An 18707-nucleotide genomic window follows, 5' to 3' on the forward strand; every position below is an offset into this window, starting at 1 on the left:
CTCACTACGTAGAACCCGAGAGAACAATTTTCCCATCGAAGAAGAAACCTTAAACGTGGAGTGACATGATGGAAAAAGCACTGAACCTGAAGAAGGTCGTCCTGTTGGCCGGCGCGTTGTCGGCCTACTGGATCGGCTCGGGCTTCTCGACCGGGCAGGAAATCCTGCAGTTCTTCGCCAGCAGCGGAACAAACGGGCTGATCGCCGCGCTCATCTTCATGGTGATCATGAGCGTGTTGACGTTCCTGCTGTTCAGCGTCGGCCAGCGGAAGCAGTTCAAGAACCCCTATGACGTGTTCGAACACTACTGCGGCAAGTATGTGGGACAGGTCTACATCTGGTACAGCGTCGCTCTGATCTACGGCATCATGGTGGTGATGCTGGCCGGCGCCGGCGCTACCATCCACCAGTATTTCCAGGTGCCGACCTACGCGGGCATCTGGATCATCGGCCTGTTGGCGCTCGGCACCACGCTGCTCGGCGTCGAGAAGCTGATCAACATCATCGGCACCATCGGGCCGGTGAAGATCGTGTTCATGGTCATCGTCGGATGCGCCGGCCTCTACACGCTGTCGCAGCAGCCGGGCCTGCTCAGCCAGGCCAACGAGGTGATGCCGACCCTGGGCTTTGCCAAGGCCTCGTCCAACTGGGCCTGGTCGGGCGCGCTCTACGCCTTCCTGGCGCTGATCGTCAGCATTCCGTTCCAGGTGGCTTGCGGCGCCTCGGCCGGCAGCCTCAGGGAAGCGCGCGTCGCCGCCATCGTCGGCGTCGCCGGCTTCACGCTGGCCATCGTCATGCTGGTGCTGGCCGAACTGGTCTACCACGACCTGATCGTCGGCGAGCAGGTTCCGACGCTGGCGATCACCAACGCCATCTCGCCGGTGCTGGGCTTCATCTTCACCGCGCTGATCGTCCTGTGCATCTACTCGGCGGTGGCCTCGTTCCTCCTGATGACCGTGCGCAAGTTCGCCGCCGACAAGACGATGAAGTTCAACCTGATCGCCACCGGCCTTGCCGCCGTCGGCATCGTGTTCGGCGGCATCCTGCCGTTCGACCAGCTGGTCAACCTGTTGTTCCCCTTCGCGGGCTACTCGGCCATCGTCTTCGCCGGCTTCATGATCTTCAAGGAGTTCATCGCCCGCAAGTCCGATGACGCCGTCGTCAGCCCGGCCGCGATCGAAAAGGCGAACTGACAGCCCTTTCGCCGACCGTCTCTTCGGGTTCCCCCTGTCGAAAGGCACGGGGAGCCCGTTGGCGTTTCATGACCGTAGCCGAAAGAGGGGGCGCGAACCGATGGACCCGGCGCGGATAGGGCGCTAGAGCATTCGCCGACCGGAGTGAAACGAGGGTCGAAAAGATGATGCTTCACAAACAAGAGTTTGGAGCGCCGATCTGATTCAGTCAGATCGAATGGCGCTCTATGTCCGCTACGCCGCGTTTTCCGGAGTCGACCCCCATGACCACCACAACCACGCATCTCGCCGTCGGCAGCCTTGTCGTGGGCGTCGCCGTGCTGGCGCTGAAGGCCTTCGCCTACTGGCTGACCGGCTCGGTGGCGCTGATGTCGGATGCGCTCGAGAGCATCGTCAACGTGGTGACGGCGCTGGTGGCGCTGGTGGCCATCCGCGTCGCCGCCGCGCCGGCCGACGCCGCCCACCCCTACGGCCACTACAAGGCGGAGTTCTTCAGCGCCGTGATCGAGGGGGCGATGATCATCGTCGCCGCTGTGCTGATCATGAACGAGGCCTGGAAGGGCCTGTTGTCGCCGCGCGCGCTGGATGCGCCCTTCGAGGGCCTGCTGGTCAACGGCTTGGCGACGGCGATCAACGGGGTGTGGTGCTGGGTGCTGATCGTCTGGGGGCGGCGGCACAAGTCGCCGGCGCTGGTGGCCGACGGCCATCACCTTCTCTCCGACGTGCTGTCGTCGGGCGCGGTGGTGGTCGGCGTTCTCCTGGCGGTGCTGACCGGCTGGTACGTGCTCGACCCCATCCTGGCCGGGCTGGTGGCGATCAACATTCTCCGCTCGGGCTGGAAGGTGGTGATGTCGTCGCTGAGCGGGCTGCTGGACGAGGCGGTGCCGGAAGAGCAGCTGTCGCGGATGCGCACGGTGATCGCCACCGCCACGGACGGCGTCATCGAGGTGCACGACCTCCGCACCCGCCACGCCGGCCGGATGACGTTCGTCGACTGCCATCTGGTGGTGCCCGGCAAGACCACCGTCGACGAAGCGCATGAGAAATGCGACGCCATCGAGGAGGCCGTGCGCGACGAGTTCGGCGACGTCACCATCACCATCCACGTGGAGCCCGACAGCCACGCCGAAGAAGGACGGACGATGGTGCTGTAGGCTGTCCGGGTTGATCGATCCTTCAGGCAGGAGGAGGCGGGTATGGCGGAGTTCGAAGGCGGGTGCCTGTGCGGCGCCGTGCGTTTCAAGGCGACGGGGCGGCCCTATCGGGTGGGGCTTTGCCACTGCCTGGATTGCCGCAAGCTGAGCGGCGCGCCGTTCCACGCCTCGGCGATCTTTGCCGCGGAGGCCGTGGAGATCGCGGGCGAGACCTCAGAGTACAAGGGCCGGCGCTTCTGCCCGCGCTGCGGCGCACTGGTGTACGGGATGAGCGGCGACGAGGTGGAGGTGAGCCTCGGTGCCCTCGACGCCCCCAACCAGCTGACGCCCACCTACGAGCTATGGACCATCCGCCGCGAAAGCTGGCTGCCGCCGTTCCCGCTGAAGCACAGCTACGAACGCAACCGCGAGGGGGTGGGGAGGAGTGAGGATTAGGAGGGAGCTCTATATCGGCGTTGCGCTTCGTTCTGCCCGAGGTCCTGCGCCTAAAGCGCAGGATGACGATTAATTGATATAAAACAGGTAGATGGCGTAGAGCTCTTCGTGCGCCGAACGATCTCCCCCCACCATAAGGCCGTCATCCTGCGCTTCAGGCGCAGGACCTCGGGCCGGAAGGGGCGCGTGGTTGATATCGGGCGTCATAGACCCTAGGGTTGCGCAACCTTCTCATGTCGATGATGCTCGCAGCATGAAGTCCGGTTGCGTTTACATCGTCACCAACAAGCCGCGGGGTGTGCTCTACGTTGGCGTTACCTCCGATCTGGAGGGGCGGATCTGGGAGCATCGCAACCATATCTATCGCGGGTTCACCGACAGCTACAACTGTACGCGGCTGGTCTGGTACGAGGATTGCGGCGACATCGCCGAGGCCATTCATCGAGAGAAGCGGCTGAAGTTCTGGAAGCGTGCCTGGAAGATCAGGCTGATCGAAGAGATGAACCCCGAGTGGGAGGATCTGTTCGAGACGATCATGTGGTGAGGGGAGCCTGATATCGGCGTGGCACCCTTTTCTGCCCGAGGTCCTGCGCCTTCGCCACTGCTGTCCGGTTTAAATCGCCAACCCAGGGAGAAGCATCTGCCTTGGATCGCTTACGGGCGGTTTGGGTGGTGTCCTGCTCGTGTCCAGAACGCGGCTAAACGTCTGAAGACGAGTAGAATCAATGCCATGCACCCTGTCCAGTGATTTAAACCGGACAGCAGTGGCCTTCGCGCAGGATGACAATTTATGTATATGTTTTCATTATATAATTCTGTCATCCTGCGCGAAGGCGCAGGACCTCGGGACCAGTGGAGCGAGCGGTCGATATAGGTCTCCCCCTACGCGCCGCCTTCCAGCTTTTCCGACGAGAACCACACATCGCGGTAGACGGCGAGGGCGGATTGGTCGGGGGTGCGGTCGGTGGTGCGCCAGATGGAGCGGAGGGTGCGGGCCGCGTCGACGCTCGCTGGCAGCTTTTGCGGCTGCAGTTCGGACGACGCGCCGACGCAGGGGATGAACCAGGCGCGCATCAAGGGGGTGGCGGAAAAGCCGCCATTGCAGGCCTTGACGAGCAGCGTCAGCGCGATGTCCTCGCTTGGCCGCCAGGGGAAGATCAGCCGGCCCCCGGGGTTGAGGGCGTCGAGCCAGTCGACCGGCGGCGCGGCGACGCCGGCGTTCACGTAGATCACGTCGGATTTCGGCAGCGGCTGGGCGGTGGCGTCGCCGGTCACCACGGTCACGCCCTCCATGGGCGCGAGGTTGCGGCGGGCGAGCTCGGCGAGGCGCTCGTCGATCTCGAAGGCGGTGACCGAGCCGGTGGGCAGCACCAGCATTTGCAGGATGGCGGTGTAGTAGCCGGCGCCTGCCCCGACGTGGGTCACCGCCTCGCCGGCCTGAGGGGCGACGGCGCCCATCCAGGCGGCGTGCAGCGAAGGCTCGCCGTTGTTGATGCCCTTGGCCGCGTCGAGCGTGACCAGCACATCCTGGTAGAGATAGGCGGGGTCGGCGCTGGGCGTGTCGACGGGGCGGCCATGGAAGACGATCCGCCAGGGACCGGGCGGCGAGAAGGCCTCGCGCGGGATGGCCTCGAAGGCCCGGCCGAGCCGGGGGTCGGGCCACTTGCTGGCGGCGCCCATCAACCGGGCATAAAAAGTCCTGATCTCCTCGATGCCGGCGCGTTTGGGCATGGCGGGGCCTCGTGTTCCGATAAGGGTATCCGGGACATATGGGGTCGATCGCCGAGATGGGTAGATGGAGAGGGCGATCCGTTTGCTTTACATCGGGATGCTAACTGGTACCGTGAGATCAAGATAGCGACGGCTTCGGAGGCAGGCAATGAAGGCAAACAACCGACTGGCATTTTCGCGCGCGCCTTCCTGCGTCACCTGCGGCACGCAGTATCCGGAAGCGGAGCGGATGGACGTTTGTCCGGTGTGCAGCGACGAACGGCAGTATGTCGGCTGGGAAGGTCAGCGCTGGACCACCTCGGCCGAGGTGGCCGCGCAGCATGAGATCCGCTTCGAGGATTGCGCCGGGGTGACGACGCTGTCGGTGACGCCGTCGTTTGCCATCGGCCAGCGCGCCTTCCTGATCCCGCAGGCGGGCGGCATGGTGATGTGGGAGTGCCTGCCCATCGTGACCGACGCCGCCCTGGAGCGGATCGCCGAGCTGAGTGCGGACGGGGGCGGCGTGCAGGCCATCGCCATCTCGCACCCGCATTTCTATTCGGCCGTGCTGGAGTGGAGCGCCGCGCTGGGCGGCGTGCCGATCTACCTCAACGAGGCGGACGAGGACTGGGTGCGCTTCGACAGCCCCTTCCTGCGCTTCTGGGACGGCGACCGCTTCACCCTGACCGACGCCATCGATCTCGTGCATCTGCCCGGCCATTTCGACGGCAGCTCCGGGCTGTTGTGGAAGACCGGGCCGCGCCCCGGCGGCAGCCTGTTCACCGGCGACGCGCTGATGGTGGCCATGGACCGGCGCTTCGTCAGCTTCATGTGGAGCTACCCCAACATGGTGCCGCTGGGCCCCAAGGCGCTGGCGCGGCTGGAGCGGATGGTGGCGCCGCTGGCGTTTTCCGACATCTACAGCTCGTTTGCGGGGCGGGAGATCATCGGCGACGCCAAGGCGCGGGTGGAGGCGTCATTTGTTCGATACAAGGCGGCGCTAGAGGGGTAGAGCAACTCCAGCAAAAGTGGGAACCGGTTTTGCGTCCGGAGTTGCGTGAGAGAAAAGAGATAGAGCACGTTGGCGAACCAGAGTTCGCCGGACGGGCTCTATGGCGCGGAAACTCGGGAAGCCGGTTGCCGCCTTGCCGAACTGCCCCAGGGGAAGACCATGAGCCCGACGAAGCTCGGATTGCTTGTTTGCCTCTTGATTCTCAATGGGGCCACGCTTGCTCACGCCGCCTGCCTCACATCGGTCACCGAGCTCAAGGCCGAGGGGGTGAAGGCGCGCTGGCAGGAGACGACCGCCGACGATGGCAAGCCGCTGACAATCGTCATCGCGGATGGAGCCGGCGGTCTTGTCTACTCGGCCAGCAAGGCCGGTGAGCCGTGGCTGACCGGGAAGGCAACCGTCTGTCGGTCCGGAGACACGACGACGGTGACCTTGAACAACACCAAGGCCACCAGCCATGTTCCGCTGGTCACAAGGATGGTGCTGCCCTCCACACTGTCGGCCCCCATCGTCAACGACGAGATCCGGCTGGCCGGCGGCGCCTGGCGCGGGACCTTCGTCGGAAGGTGAGGGGGAGGGGGCGTGATAATGGCCGGTGAGATTTCTCGTCCTGAGGTCCTGCGCCTTCGCGCAGGATGACAAATTTATATAATTAAAACAAATATTTATACGTCATCCTGAGCGAAGGCGCAGGACCTCAGTACGAGAAGGTGCCGACGGACGTATCACTCTGCCGGCGCGGCTGGAACTCGATCTCGTCGCTCGTTTTCACTGCAACCTGACGTCGGATCGGCCGCCGCGCCGAGTCTTTTGGGCGAATTGTCTACCTCCAAAAACAAGATTATGAAGAAGCCCCCATCGGGGTTTACCCGTAGGGCGCGGCTCGATCCGGCGGAGGAGGGATCGGCGTCTCGCTCTTTGGTTGGGATGGTTCGCGCGGAGGGCGGATCAGGGCTGGAGGACCTTCAGGACGTCGTGGCCAACGCTTCTCGAGGAGGAAAAGCGTGGACAGGTCAGATGAACTTCACGCACGCCACATCAGGGACACGCTGGCCGCGGACGGGGCGGCCCGCTCGGTCATCGCCGCGTCGTGGCATCGCTCGCAGGTGTTGCACAAGCTCGACCCGGCATCGCCGCGCCCGCCCGACTGGCGGCTGACCGCTGAGGAGATCGCGCTGGCCCGTGAGCCGCTGGAGCCGCTGATCGCCTGCGCGACCGGCGCCATGGATCGCCTGCACGCCGCCGTCGGCGGTGTCGGCTGCTGCGTGCTGCTGGCCGATCGCAATGGCGTTCCGCTCGAACGGCGGGGCGCGGCCGGCGACGACGCCACCTTCAGCGCCTGGGGCCTGTGGGTCGGCACGCCGTGGAGCGAGGAGAGCCAGGGCACCAACGGCATCGGCACCGCCATCGCCGAACAGCGGCCGGTGACCATCCATCGCGACCAGCATTTCTTCAGCCGCAACGCGCTTCTGAGCTGCACCTCCTCGCCGATCCACGACGCCGACGGGCAGCTCGCCGCAGTGATCGACGTCTCCTCCTGCCGGGCCGACCTGACCGAGGGCTTCCTGACGCTGATCGGCCAGTCGGTGGTCGACGCGGCGCGGCGCATCGAGTGCGACCTGTTCCGCCGCGCCTTCCCCAAGAGCCGCATCATCCTCGCCCCCTCGCCGGAAGGGCGGGCCGACGCGCTGGTCGCCGTCGACGGCCACGAGCTGATCGTCGGCGCCACCCGCGCCGCCCGGCAGCTGCTCGGCCTCAGCGCGGCGGATCTCGACGGCCGAACGCCGCTCGGCGACCTGATCGCCCGCGAGCGCGAAGCCGACGACCTCGCCGCCGGCGAACGCTCGGTGGTGCAGCGGGCGCTGGCGCGGGCGCGCGGCAACGTGTCGCAGGCCGCCGAACTCCTCGGCATCAGCCGAGCCACGCTGCACCGCAAGCTCAACAAACTCGGCCTGCATGAGCGGGTTGCCCACGCTTCGGTGGCCTGATCCACATCCCGTCATCGGACTGTCGCAGAACTGCGACACTTGCGGTCAGCCGCCGTGGCGGGGCGGCTGGATATTGGATTTCCCTTACGCAATTCTCCCGGCAGCGCGGTCAACGCGCGACACTTTCGGGAGGACGAAATGACCTATCAGAGCACCGTCAAGGCCGTCGATCTGCCGTTCCGCACCAAGTATGGCAACTACATCGGCGGCGAGTTCAAGGATGCGCTGAGCGGGCGCACCTTCGACAACCTGTCGCCGATCACCGGCCAGAAGCTCTGCGAAGTGGCGCGGTCGGAAGCGGCCGACGTCGAGCTGGCGCTGGACGCGGCCCACGCCGCCCGCGAGGCCTGGGGCAAGACCAACGTCGCCCAGCGCGCCTACATTCTCAACCGCATCGCCGACCGCATGGAGGAGAACCTCGGTCGTCTGGCGCTGGCCGAGACATGGGACAACGGCAAGCCGATCCGCGAGACGACGGCCGCCGACATTCCGCTCGCCATCGACCATTTCCGCTATTTCGCCGGCTGCCTGCGCGCCCAGGAAGGCACGCTCTCCGAGATCGACCACGACACCATCGCCTATCACTTCCACGAGCCGCTGGGCGTGGTCGGACAGATCATTCCCTGGAACTTCCCGATCCTGATGGCCGCCTGGAAGCTGGCACCGGCGCTCGCCGCCGGCAACTGCGTGGTGCTGAAGCCGGCCGAGCAGACGCCGGCCTCGATCCTGGTATTGATGGAGCTGATCGGCGATCTGTTGCCGCCGGGCGTGCTCAACGTCGTCAACGGCTTCGGCCTCGAGGCGGGCAAGCCGCTGGCCTCCTCCAAACGCGTCGCCAAGATCGCCTTCACCGGCGAGACGTCGACCGGCCGGCTGATCATGCAGTATGCCGGGCAGAACCTGATACCGGTGACGCTGGAGCTGGGCGGCAAGTCGCCCAACATCTTCTTCTCCGATGTGCTGGCGGAAGATGACGAGTTCTTCGACAAGGCCATCGAGGGCTTCGTGATGTTCGCCCTCAACCAGGGCGAGGTCTGCACCTGCCCGAGCCGCGCCCTGATCCAGGAAAGCATCTACGACAAGTTCATCGAGCGGGCGCTGACCCGCGTGCACGCCATCAAGCAGGGCAGCCCGCTCGACCCCGACACGATGATCGGCGCCCAGGCCTCCGAGGAGCAGCTCAACAAGATCCTCGGCTACTTCGACATCGGCCGCCAGGAAGGCGCCAAGGTGCTGACCGGCGGCACCCGCGCCCACCTCGGCGGCGAGCTGGAAGGCGGCTATTACGTGACGCCGACCGTCTTCCAGGGCAACAACAAGATGCGCGTGTTCCAGGAAGAGATCTTCGGCCCGGTAGTCTCCGTCACCACCTTCAAGGACGAGGACGAAGCGCTGGAGATCGCCAACGACACGCTCTACGGCCTCGGGGCCGGCGTCTGGAGCCGCGATGCCAACCGCCTCTATCGCTTCGGCCGCAACATCCAGGCCGGCCGCGTCTGGACCAACTGCTACCACGCCTACCCGGCCCACGCCGCCTTCGGCGGCTACAAGCAGTCCGGCATCGGCCGCGAAACCCACTCCATGATGCTCGACCACTACCAGCAGACCAAGAACCTCCTGGTCAGTTACAACCCCAAGAAACTGGGCTTCTTCTAGAGCCTGGCCGAAATTCTACTGGGGCGGGCAGCTAGCTTAGAGCGCTGCGCTTCCGGTGCTCACGGGCTGTTTTCTTAAGACGCAACGCCGGACGCAAAACCGGTTCCCACTTTTGCTGGCGTTGCTCGAAGTCCGCTCCGCTCCGGTTCTCGCGCTCGTTGCTATCTGCCTCACCCCAGCGAATTTCGATCCAGGCTCTGGCGGCGAGCCTATGAGCAGATATTGGAGCGTCGATCTGGGGAGCCGGGTCGGCGCTTCAAGTTTTTGCGGAGTGGGAGTCCTATACCGGCCGCTCGCTCTACCTTCCTGAGGTCCCCGCCTGCGCGGGGATGACAGGTGAATTATATAGATGACGCAATCGGATAGCGGCGCGCCTCTATCAAGCTGTCATCCCCGCGAAGGCGGGGACCTCAGGACGAGATGGCGCTGAGGGTCGTATCAGGCACCCCTGCGATCCGGAACGTTCACCGGATGGCCAAGTCTTGCAAGTTCTTCGGCGGGTGCCCTAGCGGATCAGCGCTTCGAACTCGTCCGGCGTGGTCCGCTTGGCGCCCCCCATGCGATTGGTCTTCGCTACCCACGGCCTCGTCCCCTCGACAAGCCAGTCGTCGCCGAAGCGGATCAGACTGAAGCCGACCAGGAAATCGCGGCTGTCGAACGAAAGAAGGGCGACGCGTTCGGTTTCGGCGTCACCCTGAAACAACTTGGCGTGTCCGGAGAAAAGGCGCTGTTGCCGTTCGCTGTTCACTTCTTCCGGCAACGGGGTACCGATTTTCGAAATTGAGAGTTCTGACAGGCGCTCTGCCTGTACAGCGTCGAACATATCCCACGCAGCTGTCGGGTAGTCTGGATTGGCGTAGGAATGGCCCTCCAGAAGCGTGTCTATGATCACTGGATTGTTCGCCAGCATCAGACTGTAAGTGAGAAACTGGACATCTTTTGCCATCATACCCGCGTAGAACGCTTTGTTGACCGAGATGAAAAAGGGATCGCTGGCCGGCATCGCGAAAGAGGGCATGATCACCTTGAGCTGCCCGGCTTGCGCCACGAAGTCGTAGCCCTTGCTCATGCGATCGACGGCGGTCGTCGCCAGAATGGCCTCGAAATCCTGTTTCTTCACCGCTTCCATGAAGGCGGTGATGGCCTCTTCCGGCGTTTTGAAATGGGCCTCATCGGCAGCATAAGCCTCGGTCAACGAGAGACTGGCGACGACAGCGACGACGGCAACGATTCCAAACTTCAACAAACGCATGATGCTCTCTGCCAATGACTGTGCTTCGGTTCCGTTTTTCGGGACCGAAAGCCGAGTGTCCTGCCCATGTCACGGCGACGCACCGACGCCACCGGTGGCGTTGAGGAGGCGGATTCTCGCCAGGGCATGGTGGCCAGTCTTGCTGTTTTCCCGTGTGCCGGCAAGGGCGCGTAACCACGACGTGTTCCCAGGGCGAACTCGGAACCTGCCGCACCGTCGCCGCCGGGCGGGCGTCCGTCTCTGCCATCTGATCGGATTATCACGGAAAGAGCCCTGTCTTGCACCAATATGGCTCTCCATGACGTTGGGTCTGTATCATCGTCATATCAATGGGATGAAAGCCATGATCCGGCTCGTCATGGTCGGCGCGAGCGATGTCGGGCGCTCCAGGCGCTTCCATGGCGCGGTGCTCGCACGCTGGCGCGGGTGTATTGGAGAACGACCTCGGCGGGGAACGTCATCCGGCCTGCTTTCTGTCCGCTTGCAGGGTGGCGACAAGCCTCAATGAAGTCCCATGATTTCAGGTATTTGCAGATTTCGGCGAGAGACTTCTCCCGCGAGAATGGCCGGCTCGATGGCCGCTATTGCCCGAGCCGTCCGAGTGCGGATGGATAGCCCGTTCGTCACCATCCCATGCCAGATTGACATCCATCCGGGAAAACACTCAGGCGACGGATAGCGATAGATCGATATATTTTTCAATGTTACATCTTAACACGCGGGTGCAAAGCGGACGGTTTGTAGTGTTCTGACATTGCTGACTTTTGTTCGAAAAGCATTCCGCGTGAAGAGCGTAAACATCAACCGCCGGATGAGGAGAGGCGCCCGGTCTTTGCAGGAGGAGTTACTATGTTCCGTAAAGCCGTAATTACATTCGCGCTTGGCACTCTGATGGCTGGCGCGTCTCTCGCCGCCGATGCTTCCAAGCTGATCTTGCCGGGCGACATCACGCTTGAGCAAGCCGACAAGGCCATCGATGCCGCCAAGGCCAAGGCCAAGGAGCAGGGCACGCTGATGAACATTGCCATCGTCGATGCCGGTGGCAACCTGAAGGCGTTCGCCCGCATGGAAGGGGCCTTCCTCGGCAGTGTCGACATTTCGATCAAGAAGGCCAAGACCGCCCGCCTGTTCAACATGCCGACCAAGGATCTCGGCGCGCTGGCACAGGTTGGCCAACCGCTCTACGGCATCGAAGTCACCAACGACGGTCTGGTGGTCTTCGGCGGCGGCGAGCTGATCAAGGACAAGGATGGCGTCATCATCGGCGCGATCGGCGTGTCCGGTTCGTCCGTCGAGGATGACATGGCCGTCGCTCAAGCCGGCGCAGCTGCCGCCAACTAATCGTCACATAACCTGGTGCGGGGCCGGTCCGACACGTTCGGGCCGGTTTTTTTTGTGGGGCGACGACGCGGGCGAACCGACGTCTTGGGGCGGCGTCTGAACGGATCGGCACCGAAAGAGAGCGAGATCGCACCGAATGTGGCCGTAAACGGTGCTAGATTTCCGTCATCGGCAGTTCGGAGCGGGAACATGATCAATCACGTGGTGGTCGGGACGAACGACATCGAGCGGTCCAGGCGTTTCTACGACGCGGTGCTCGGCACGCTGGGGGCGGGTGAGGCGGTTCGCAACGTGGCGGCGAGTGGTCACGTCAGGCTGTTCTACCGGCACGACGGCGGATCGTTCTGCGTCAGTCAGCCGATCGACGATCGTCCGGCGAGCCCGGCCAACGGCGGCACCATCGCCTTCCGCTGCGGCTCGCCCGACGTGGTGCGGGCCTTTCACGACGCGGCGGTGGCCCACGGCGGCGTCTCCATCGAGGACCCGCCGGGCCTTCGCCACAACCCGATGGTCGGGCCGGTGCATCTCGCCTATGTGCGCGACCCCGATGGCAACAAACTCTGCGCCGTTTGCCGGGGGGCGACATGAGCGACCATGCCAAGGCGCTGCTCAACCGCCCCGGCGTCGGCTTCACGGCCAGCGTCGCCCAGGGCTGCGACCTCCGGTTCAGCCGCGTCGTCGTCGACCGTCCCACGCTGATCGTGGTCGATCACGGCTCGAAGATCCTGGAGGCGCCCGGCGGGTCGTGGAGGGTGGCGGGCGGCGAGGGCGTGGCGCTGGCCGGCGGGCAGACCTTCGACGTGACCAATCGCCTGTCGGAGCGCGGCCGCTACGGCGCGCGCTGGCTGGTGTGGGACCCCTCGATCATCGCCGCCTTCGAGCGGAGCGGCGAGGGGGCGACGGTGAGGGGCGTGGCGGCGTTCGGCCGGCTGGACGCGTCGTTCGCCCAGGCCTTCGACCGGGCCATCGAGGCAATCGGCGACGCCGATGGGGTGCCCGAGGCGGTGGCCCGGCACCGGCTCACCGAGGTTCTGGTCTGGCTGTCGCTTCAGGGCATCCGCTTCTCGTCGGCGGAAAGCCCGAGCTTTGCCGTGCGGGTGCGGCGGCTGATCGAGGGCTCGGCCGATGCGCGCTGGCCGGCGGCGGAGGTGGCCGACCGTCTCGCCGTCAGCGAGGCGACGCTGCGCCGCCGTCTCGCCGCCGAGGGAACGACTCTGGGCGACCTCATCGCCGACGTGCGCATGGCCCAGGGCATGCTGCTGCTGCAATCGACCGATCTCTCCGTCAACCGCGTGGCGCTGGAAGTCGGCTACGAATCCGCCTCCCGCTTCGCCATCCGCTTCCGCCGCCGCTTCGGCTTTCCGCCCACGGCCATCCGGGGGCACGCGCGAGGGGCGGTGGTGGGTGTGGGGTGAGCGGGGGAAGGGGAGCGGCCCATATCAGGCTCCATGAAACAGGGAGCCCGATATCGGCGTTGCGCCCCTTCCGGCCCGAGGTCCTCGCTTTTGCAAGGATGACAATTTATATATAGGTTTCAGGTGGATAGGTCGTAATCTACCCTTTGCCGCATTGCTTCCCTCTCCCCGCCCTCAGCCCGCCTCGACGCGCCTTTCGGTGGCGAGGGCGAGGGTTTGGGCTTGTTCGGGCGTCACGGGGCGGCCGAGGAGGTAGCCCTGGAGGTGGCTGCAGCCGCCGTTGCCGAGGATTTCGGCCTGCTCCTCGGTTTCGATGCCCTCGGCGGTGCATTGCAGGCCGAGGGTGGAAGCGAGCGCCAGGATGGCCTGGATGATCGCCTGGCTGGACGACTTGTCGGCGACGCCTTCGACGAAATAGCGGTCGACCTTGATGCGGTCGATCTGGAAGTCGATCAGGTAGCGCAGGGACGAGTAGCCGGTGCCGAAATCGTCGAGCGCGATGTTGATGCGCGAAGCGCGCAGATTGCCGAGGGCCGCCTGGACGCCGCCCTCCTTCTGGAGCAGCGTCGACTCGGTGATTTCCAGCTCCAGCCGCTCGTTGGGCAGGCCGGAGAGCCTGAGCGCCCGGTGAACCTGCGCCTCGATGGCGCCGGCGCGGAACTGCACCGGCGACAGGTTGATCGACACGAACAGCGGCGCGGGCCAGGTCATGGCCTCGGCGCAGGCCCGTTCCAGCACCCAGGCGCCCAGGCGGTTGATCAGCCCGGTCTCCTCGGCGACGGGAATGAACACGTCGGGCGGCACCATGCCGCGCGTCGGATGCTTCCAGCGCAACAGGGCCTCGAAGCCGGCGAGGCGGCGGCCGGCCGCCTCGTAGATCGGCTGGTAGGCGAGGTAGAACTGGCCGAGCTTCCAGGCCTCCTCGAGATCGGCCTGCAGCTCGCGCCGGGTTTCCATGGCGCTCGCCAGCTCCTCGGAGAAGACGCGGGTGAGGCCGCGCCCGTCCGCCTTGGCCTTGAACAGGGCGAGGTCGGCGCACTTCAGCAGGGTGACGAGGTCGTGCCCGTCGCGCGGGCAGAGCGAGATGCCGATGGAGGTGCTGATGTTGAGCTGGTGGCCCTCGATCTGGAACGGTTTCCGGATGGCGGAGACGATGATCTCGGCGATCCTGAGGGCATTGATCTCGTCCATCACGCCCATGCAGATGATGGCGAACTCGTCGCCGCCGAGGCGGGCGATGCGGTCGGTGGGGCCCAGATGCTCGACGAGACGCTCTGCGACGGCCGCCAGCAGCTTGTCGCCGACGTCGTGGCCGAGGGTGTCGTTGATGGTCTTGAAATAGTCGAGGTCGGCGAAATAGAGCGCGTAGGGCGAGACGCTGCCGGTCCTGTCGAGCGCTTCCAGCCACTCGACGAAATACAGACGGTTGGCAAGGCCGGTCAACACGTCGGTGCGCGCCTGGCGATACTGGAGGGCCGATTGCTTGCGATCGCGCCGCAGCTGGCGGATCCACAACCCGGTGACGAGCAGGATGCCGGCGCAGACCAGCAGGGAGGCGATCGCCAGCGGAAAGATCGTGCGGCGGATCTCCTCGTTGACCGTCCGGGCGGCGACGCTGATGACGATGGCCGCCGGATAGCTGGGGAGGCGGCGGATGGCGGCGTAGCGCTCGGTATCGCCGAGGATGTCCGCCGGAACGAGCCCGCCGGCGGCCGGCAGGGCGAGCAGCGCGCCGGCGTCGTGCCTGGGCGGGTTGGCCTCCGAGGCCTTGTCCAGCACGAGCGCCGGCGACTGGGCCAGGACGGTGCCGTCTTCGAGGATGAAGGCGATGAGACTGCCCTTGCCGACGTCGACGCGCGCCAGCCGGTTGGCGAAGTAGCCCTGGTCGGACGCCGCGTTGACGACGCCGAGGAAGTGGCCGTCGTCGGAGGTCATGCGGTGCGACAGCACCAGGTTGGGCCGGCCGGCGATGCGACCGATGATCGGCTGGCTGAGATAGGTCGGTGGGCCGATCATGCTCTGCATCGCCTTGAAATAGGGGCGGTCGCCGAAATAGGCCTCGGGCGCCGGCCATCTGCGCGTCGACGCCAGCACGCGACCGGTCTCGTCGGTTATGGTCAGCGCGTCCAGGAAGGCGAGGCCGGACATGCGCGCGCGCAGCGTTTCGAAGGCGGACTGGCTGGTGGTTTCGGCGATCAGCGAGACCTGGTCGTTGACCTCCCTGGCTTTCAGGTGGTCCGTGATGCCGATGAGCACCAGGTCCATGGCCTGGAAGGCGTGGTTGATCTCGTCCGACATCACGTCGGCGATGTTGGTCTGGATCTTGAGCTGCCGCTCGATCGCCGCGTCGCTCAATCGCGAAGCCGCCGACAGCGTGGCGACGGCGATGAACAGGACTAAAAATCCATCAATAATCAATATGATGAATTCAAGGGGTGAAACCGACGAGCGGGACGCCTCTTTCATCTGTTCGATTTCGCGAAGCAATTTCGACCTGCCGTTTCCGCGTGACGAGCGTCTATTCTACTCCTGATACATTACCAATAATGGCAACTTTGCCAAGAAAGCAGGTCTACTCCGATGAAGCAGATTCAATATTGGATGCGTTGAAATATACGCGATTCCACCATGAATGATAGTCTGTGTCGGCCTTGGCGAGATTGACATTTGTGCTGAGTGCGTGAGGCGGCAAGCCCGCTCTCCAGCAGGCTCCAATCCACTGTCTTCATGAGGCTCCGGGCGCGCGGGACGAGGGCGGCGCTCCGCCCCGCGTGCCGGTTACTGCACGACGTTGCCGGCGCGGACGCCCTGGTTGGCCGCGATGGGGAAGCCGGCCCTCTTCAGCTCGTCGCGCGCTTCCTGGCTCGCCATGGACAGGAGATAGGCGACGAAGGACAGATCGCAGCGCCGGGCCTGCTGCGACATCTGTTCGGACAAGGTGGCGATGTGGTGGAGCGTTTCCACGGGGATCCGGGGATGATCTGACATGGCCGAACTCCTCTCAGCCCGGAAGCGGCGACGCGCCGGCTTCCAACGGGGAACGAAACCTTCGGTCGTGACCGAGGGTTCCTCTGGCCCTGCAAAACGTGATCGGCGGTGCAGGTGCTGTCGGCGGCGGAGTTCCTGTGAGGGAGGAGGGAGCGCGATATGGGCCGGGAGCTCTGTTCTGCCCGAGGTCCTGCGCCTAAAGCGCAGGATGACTGAATTATATAATTAAAACATGTACATAGATTGTCGTCCTGCGCGAAGGCCGCTTGCATTCGCGTGCGAATGCAAGGTGGACCTTGGGAAGGTAGAGCGAGACACCGATATCGGCCGCCCCGCCACCCTCACACGCCCTGTTCCACTGTCTTCTCCGGGCAGGCGGCGTCGGGGAGGGCGAGCGACAGCAGCGACAGCACGATGATGACGGCGCCGAAGCCGGTGGCCGTCTCGACGAGGCCGAGGTGGCGGGCGGCGTAGCCGGCGATCATGGCCGGGGCGGCGTTGGCGAGGTAGCTTTCGAAGTAGAAGGCCGACATCAGCCCGGCGCGCTCCTCCGGCCTGACCTTGGCGACGATGCTGCGCGTGGCGCCCAGGAAGCCGGCCCCGAAGCCGATGCCGGAGATCAGGGCGCCGACCATCAGCACGGCGGGGCTTGAAAGATAGGCGCCGCCGAGGATGACCGTCGTGCCGAGCGAGATGGCAAGGCTGCCGATGGCGAGGCCTGCGCCGGCGGTCCTGTTGCGGGTGGTGACGATGGCGGCGGTGCCGGCGAAGGTGAGGGCGGCCACCGCGCCGCCGCCCAGCCAGGTGGCGCCGCCGCTCTCGCGGATCAGCGACGGCATCAACGACAGGAAGAAGCCGCCGAGCGCCCAGGTGGCGATGTTGAGCGGGGCGACGCGCAGGAAGGCCCGGCGGGCGGCCGGCGGCACCTCGATGCGCGGGCGCGGCGTCCACTTGGCGGCGCTGAGCGAGGCCGCCGTCTCGGGCGCGCGGGCGCTGCGCAGGACCTGGATGAGGAAGACGGCGATCAGCAGCCCGTAGACGACGCGGAGCGGCGCGGGCGCCACTTGCGCCAGCAGGCCGGAGCCCAGCGCGCCGACGCCCATGCCGATCATCGGCGCGACGGAGTTGATGGTGGCGCCGACCCTGTGGTCGACGTCGAGCAGGGCGGCGGCGAGCGACGTGGTGGCGAGCGCGGTGGCAAAGCCCTGGACGAGGCGGGCGGCGAGCAGCCAGCCGCCATCTTGCGCGCCGAGGAAGAGGGCCATGGCCAGGAGTTCGGCGGCGAGCGCCAGCAGGATCACCGGCCGCCGGCCCCAGTGGTTGGAGAGCGCGCCGAAGAACAGGAGGGTGGTGAGCAGCGCCGCCGCGTAGACGGCGAACACCACCGTGATCATGAAGGGCGAGAAGCCCCAGGCCGCCCGGTAGAGCGGGTAGAGCGGCGTCGGCGCGCTGGAGGCGGCGAGGAAGGCGACGAGCGTGGTGGCGTGGAGGATCAGGCCGGCGCGTTTGCCGGCCCCGGCCATATCGATGCGGATGGTCATGGTCTGGCCTCTGTGGTAAAAGCAAAGAGTTTGCGTTTATACGGCGATGTGACTCTAAAAGCAAATTATTTGCTTTAGTGGAGACGTGTTGCCCGTCGCGGGGTGGGACATGGAACAGAAACAAAGGGTTGCAGAGAAGTCTCCGCAGGCGATGCCGCGCCCCGGCGGTCGCGCCGCCCGTATTCAGGCGGCGGTGTTCAAGGCGGTGGACGAGCTGAAGCAGGCGGGCGAGGAGCTGACGGTGCCGGCAATCGCCACGCGCGCCGGGGTGACGCCGTCGACCATCTATCGCCGCTGGGGCACGCTGGCCGAGCTTCTGTCCGACGTGGCGGTGCGCCAGCTGAGGCCCGACGCCGCCCCGCCAGACAGCGGCGACTGGCGCGCCGACCTCAAGGGCTGGCTGGAGCAATATGCCGAGGAGATGGCCTCCGAGCCCGGCCGCGCCATGATCCGCGACGTGCTCGCCGCCGACCGGGTGGACAACGCCTGCGCCTGCTCGGCCTACACCGGCCAGCAGCTCGACGTCATCCGGCAAAGGGCGCTCGATCGCGGCGACAGCCCGCCCGACACGGCGGTGCTGATGGACCGGGTGGTCGCCCCGGTGATCTACCGCATCCTGTTCGGCCGCGAGACGCCGGGCGGGGAGTATGTGGCCGGATTGGTCGCGGAGGTGCTGCGGGACGGCGAGGGGTGAGCTGGGGATGGGAGCGGGGGGAAGGGGAGCGCGATATCGGCGTTGCGCCCCGTTCTGCCCGAGGTTCTGCGCCTAAAGCGCAGGATGACAGTTAATTGATATAAAACAAATAGATAGAGCGTTTTGTATGGATCTGAGCGGGGGTGCCCTCTATTAGGGGCGCAATGCGCCAAGTGGGTCGGCGCGCGGCCTATCCAACTGGTCCCTCTATATAAATCGTCATCCTGCGCTTTAGGCCACTGCTGTCCGGTTTAAATCGCCAACCCAGGGAGAAGCATCTGCCTTGGATCGCTTACGGGCGGTTTGGGTGGTGTTTTGAGATGGCAAA

General features: G+C 65.2%; 17 protein-coding genes. 12 read left to right on the forward strand and 5 right to left on the reverse strand.

The features are described from left to right. Window positions 1-68 precede the first annotated feature (68 nt). The 4 genes from M4J40_RS05300 to M4J40_RS05315 all read left to right on the forward strand — a co-directional run bounded on the left by M4J40_RS05300 (window position 69) and on the right by M4J40_RS05315 (window position 3326). Window positions 69-1193: a hypothetical protein gene (locus M4J40_RS05300; RefSeq protein ID WP_251752675.1), complete on the forward strand. Its 1125-nt coding sequence runs from the start codon at window positions 69-71 to the stop codon at window positions 1191-1193. Window positions 1194-1456: 263 nt separating this feature from the next. Next, a complete protein-coding gene (locus M4J40_RS05305) occupies window positions 1457-2347 on the forward strand; it encodes a cation diffusion facilitator family transporter (protein WP_251752676.1) in 891 nt (296 codons plus the stop codon). Between the two features lie 42 nt (window positions 2348-2389). Then, the gene (locus M4J40_RS05310) at window positions 2390-2782 is read left to right on the forward strand and encodes a GFA family protein (protein ID WP_251752677.1); all 393 of its coding nucleotides are present in this window, start codon (window positions 2390-2392) and stop codon (window positions 2780-2782) included. Window positions 2783-3035: 253 nt separating this feature from the next. After that, window positions 3036-3326: a GIY-YIG nuclease family protein gene (locus tag M4J40_RS05315; RefSeq protein WP_251752679.1), complete on the forward strand. Its 291-nt coding sequence runs from the start codon at window positions 3036-3038 to the stop codon at window positions 3324-3326. A gap of 338 nt (window positions 3327-3664) precedes the next feature. Here the strand turns inward: M4J40_RS05315 and M4J40_RS05320 are convergent, their stop codons facing one another. Then, window positions 3665-4513, reverse strand: coding sequence for a protein-L-isoaspartate O-methyltransferase (locus M4J40_RS05320; protein WP_251752681.1), 849 nt, complete (start codon window positions 4511-4513; stop codon window positions 3665-3667). 148 nt (window positions 4514-4661) lie between these two features. Here M4J40_RS05320 and M4J40_RS05325 point away from each other — a divergent pair, with 148 nt between their 5' ends. The 4 genes from M4J40_RS05325 to adh all read left to right on the forward strand — a co-directional run bounded on the left by M4J40_RS05325 (window position 4662) and on the right by adh (window position 9148). Beyond that, a complete protein-coding gene (locus tag M4J40_RS05325; protein WP_251752682.1) occupies window positions 4662-5504 on the forward strand; it encodes an MBL fold metallo-hydrolase in 843 nt (280 codons plus the stop codon). Between the two features lie 159 nt (window positions 5505-5663). After that, window positions 5664-6074 (forward strand): hypothetical protein, encoded by a 411-nt coding sequence (locus M4J40_RS05330; RefSeq protein ID WP_251752683.1) that lies wholly within the window; start codon window positions 5664-5666, stop codon window positions 6072-6074. Window positions 6075-6508: 434 nt separating this feature from the next. After that, window positions 6509-7492 (forward strand): GAF domain-containing protein, encoded by a 984-nt coding sequence (locus M4J40_RS05335; RefSeq protein ID WP_251752685.1) that lies wholly within the window; start codon window positions 6509-6511, stop codon window positions 7490-7492. Between the two features lie 138 nt (window positions 7493-7630). Next, complete coding sequence (gene adh, locus M4J40_RS05340) at window positions 7631-9148, forward strand: aldehyde dehydrogenase (RefSeq protein WP_251752687.1); 1518 nt, start codon at window positions 7631-7633, stop codon at window positions 9146-9148. Between the two features lie 505 nt (window positions 9149-9653). Here the strand turns inward: adh and M4J40_RS05345 are convergent. Further along, complete coding sequence (locus tag M4J40_RS05345; RefSeq protein ID WP_251752689.1) at window positions 9654-10415, reverse strand: hypothetical protein; 762 nt, start codon at window positions 10413-10415, stop codon at window positions 9654-9656. A gap of 876 nt (window positions 10416-11291) precedes the next feature. On the opposite strand from M4J40_RS05345, the gene M4J40_RS05350 reads away from it, so the two are divergent. The 3 genes from M4J40_RS05350 (at window position 11292) to M4J40_RS05360 (ending at window position 13156) form a co-directional block, all read left to right on the forward strand. Next, the gene (locus M4J40_RS05350; protein WP_251752702.1) at window positions 11292-11741 is read left to right on the forward strand and encodes a heme-binding protein; all 450 of its coding nucleotides are present in this window, start codon (window positions 11292-11294) and stop codon (window positions 11739-11741) included. A 189-nt stretch (window positions 11742-11930) separates the two neighbouring features. Then, complete coding sequence (locus M4J40_RS05355) at window positions 11931-12329, forward strand: VOC family protein (protein ID WP_251752691.1); 399 nt, start codon at window positions 11931-11933, stop codon at window positions 12327-12329. Further along, on the forward strand, window positions 12326-13156 hold the full coding sequence (locus M4J40_RS05360; RefSeq protein ID WP_251752693.1) for a helix-turn-helix transcriptional regulator: 831 nt from the start codon (window positions 12326-12328) through the stop codon (window positions 13154-13156). The genes M4J40_RS05355 and M4J40_RS05360 overlap by 4 nt, the downstream gene beginning before the upstream one ends. 174 nt (window positions 13157-13330) lie before the next feature. On the opposite strand, the gene M4J40_RS05365 is transcribed toward M4J40_RS05360, so the two are convergent. The 3 genes from M4J40_RS05365 to M4J40_RS05375 all read right to left on the reverse strand — a co-directional run bounded on the left by M4J40_RS05365 (window position 13331) and on the right by M4J40_RS05375 (window position 17685). Continuing rightward, on the reverse strand, window positions 13331-15622 hold the full coding sequence (locus tag M4J40_RS05365; protein WP_251752695.1) for a bifunctional diguanylate cyclase/phosphodiesterase: 2292 nt from the start codon (window positions 15620-15622) through the stop codon (window positions 13331-13333). A gap of 312 nt (window positions 15623-15934) precedes the next feature. Continuing rightward, complete coding sequence (locus M4J40_RS05370; protein ID WP_251752696.1) at window positions 15935-16144, reverse strand: hypothetical protein; 210 nt, start codon at window positions 16142-16144, stop codon at window positions 15935-15937. A gap of 341 nt (window positions 16145-16485) precedes the next feature. Beyond that, on the reverse strand, window positions 16486-17685 hold the full coding sequence (locus M4J40_RS05375) for an MFS transporter (RefSeq protein ID WP_251752698.1): 1200 nt from the start codon (window positions 17683-17685) through the stop codon (window positions 16486-16488). Window positions 17686-17794: 109 nt separating this feature from the next. Here M4J40_RS05375 and M4J40_RS05380 point away from each other — a divergent pair, with 109 nt between their 5' ends. Next, window positions 17795-18379, forward strand: coding sequence for a TetR/AcrR family transcriptional regulator (locus M4J40_RS05380; RefSeq protein ID WP_251752700.1), 585 nt, complete (start codon window positions 17795-17797; stop codon window positions 18377-18379). The last annotated feature ends 328 nt before the right edge of the window (window positions 18380-18707 follow it).

Source organism: Pleomorphomonas sp. JP5, from assembly GCF_023721815.1.
Lineage (GTDB): Bacteria > Pseudomonadota > Alphaproteobacteria > Rhizobiales > Pleomorphomonadaceae > Pleomorphomonas.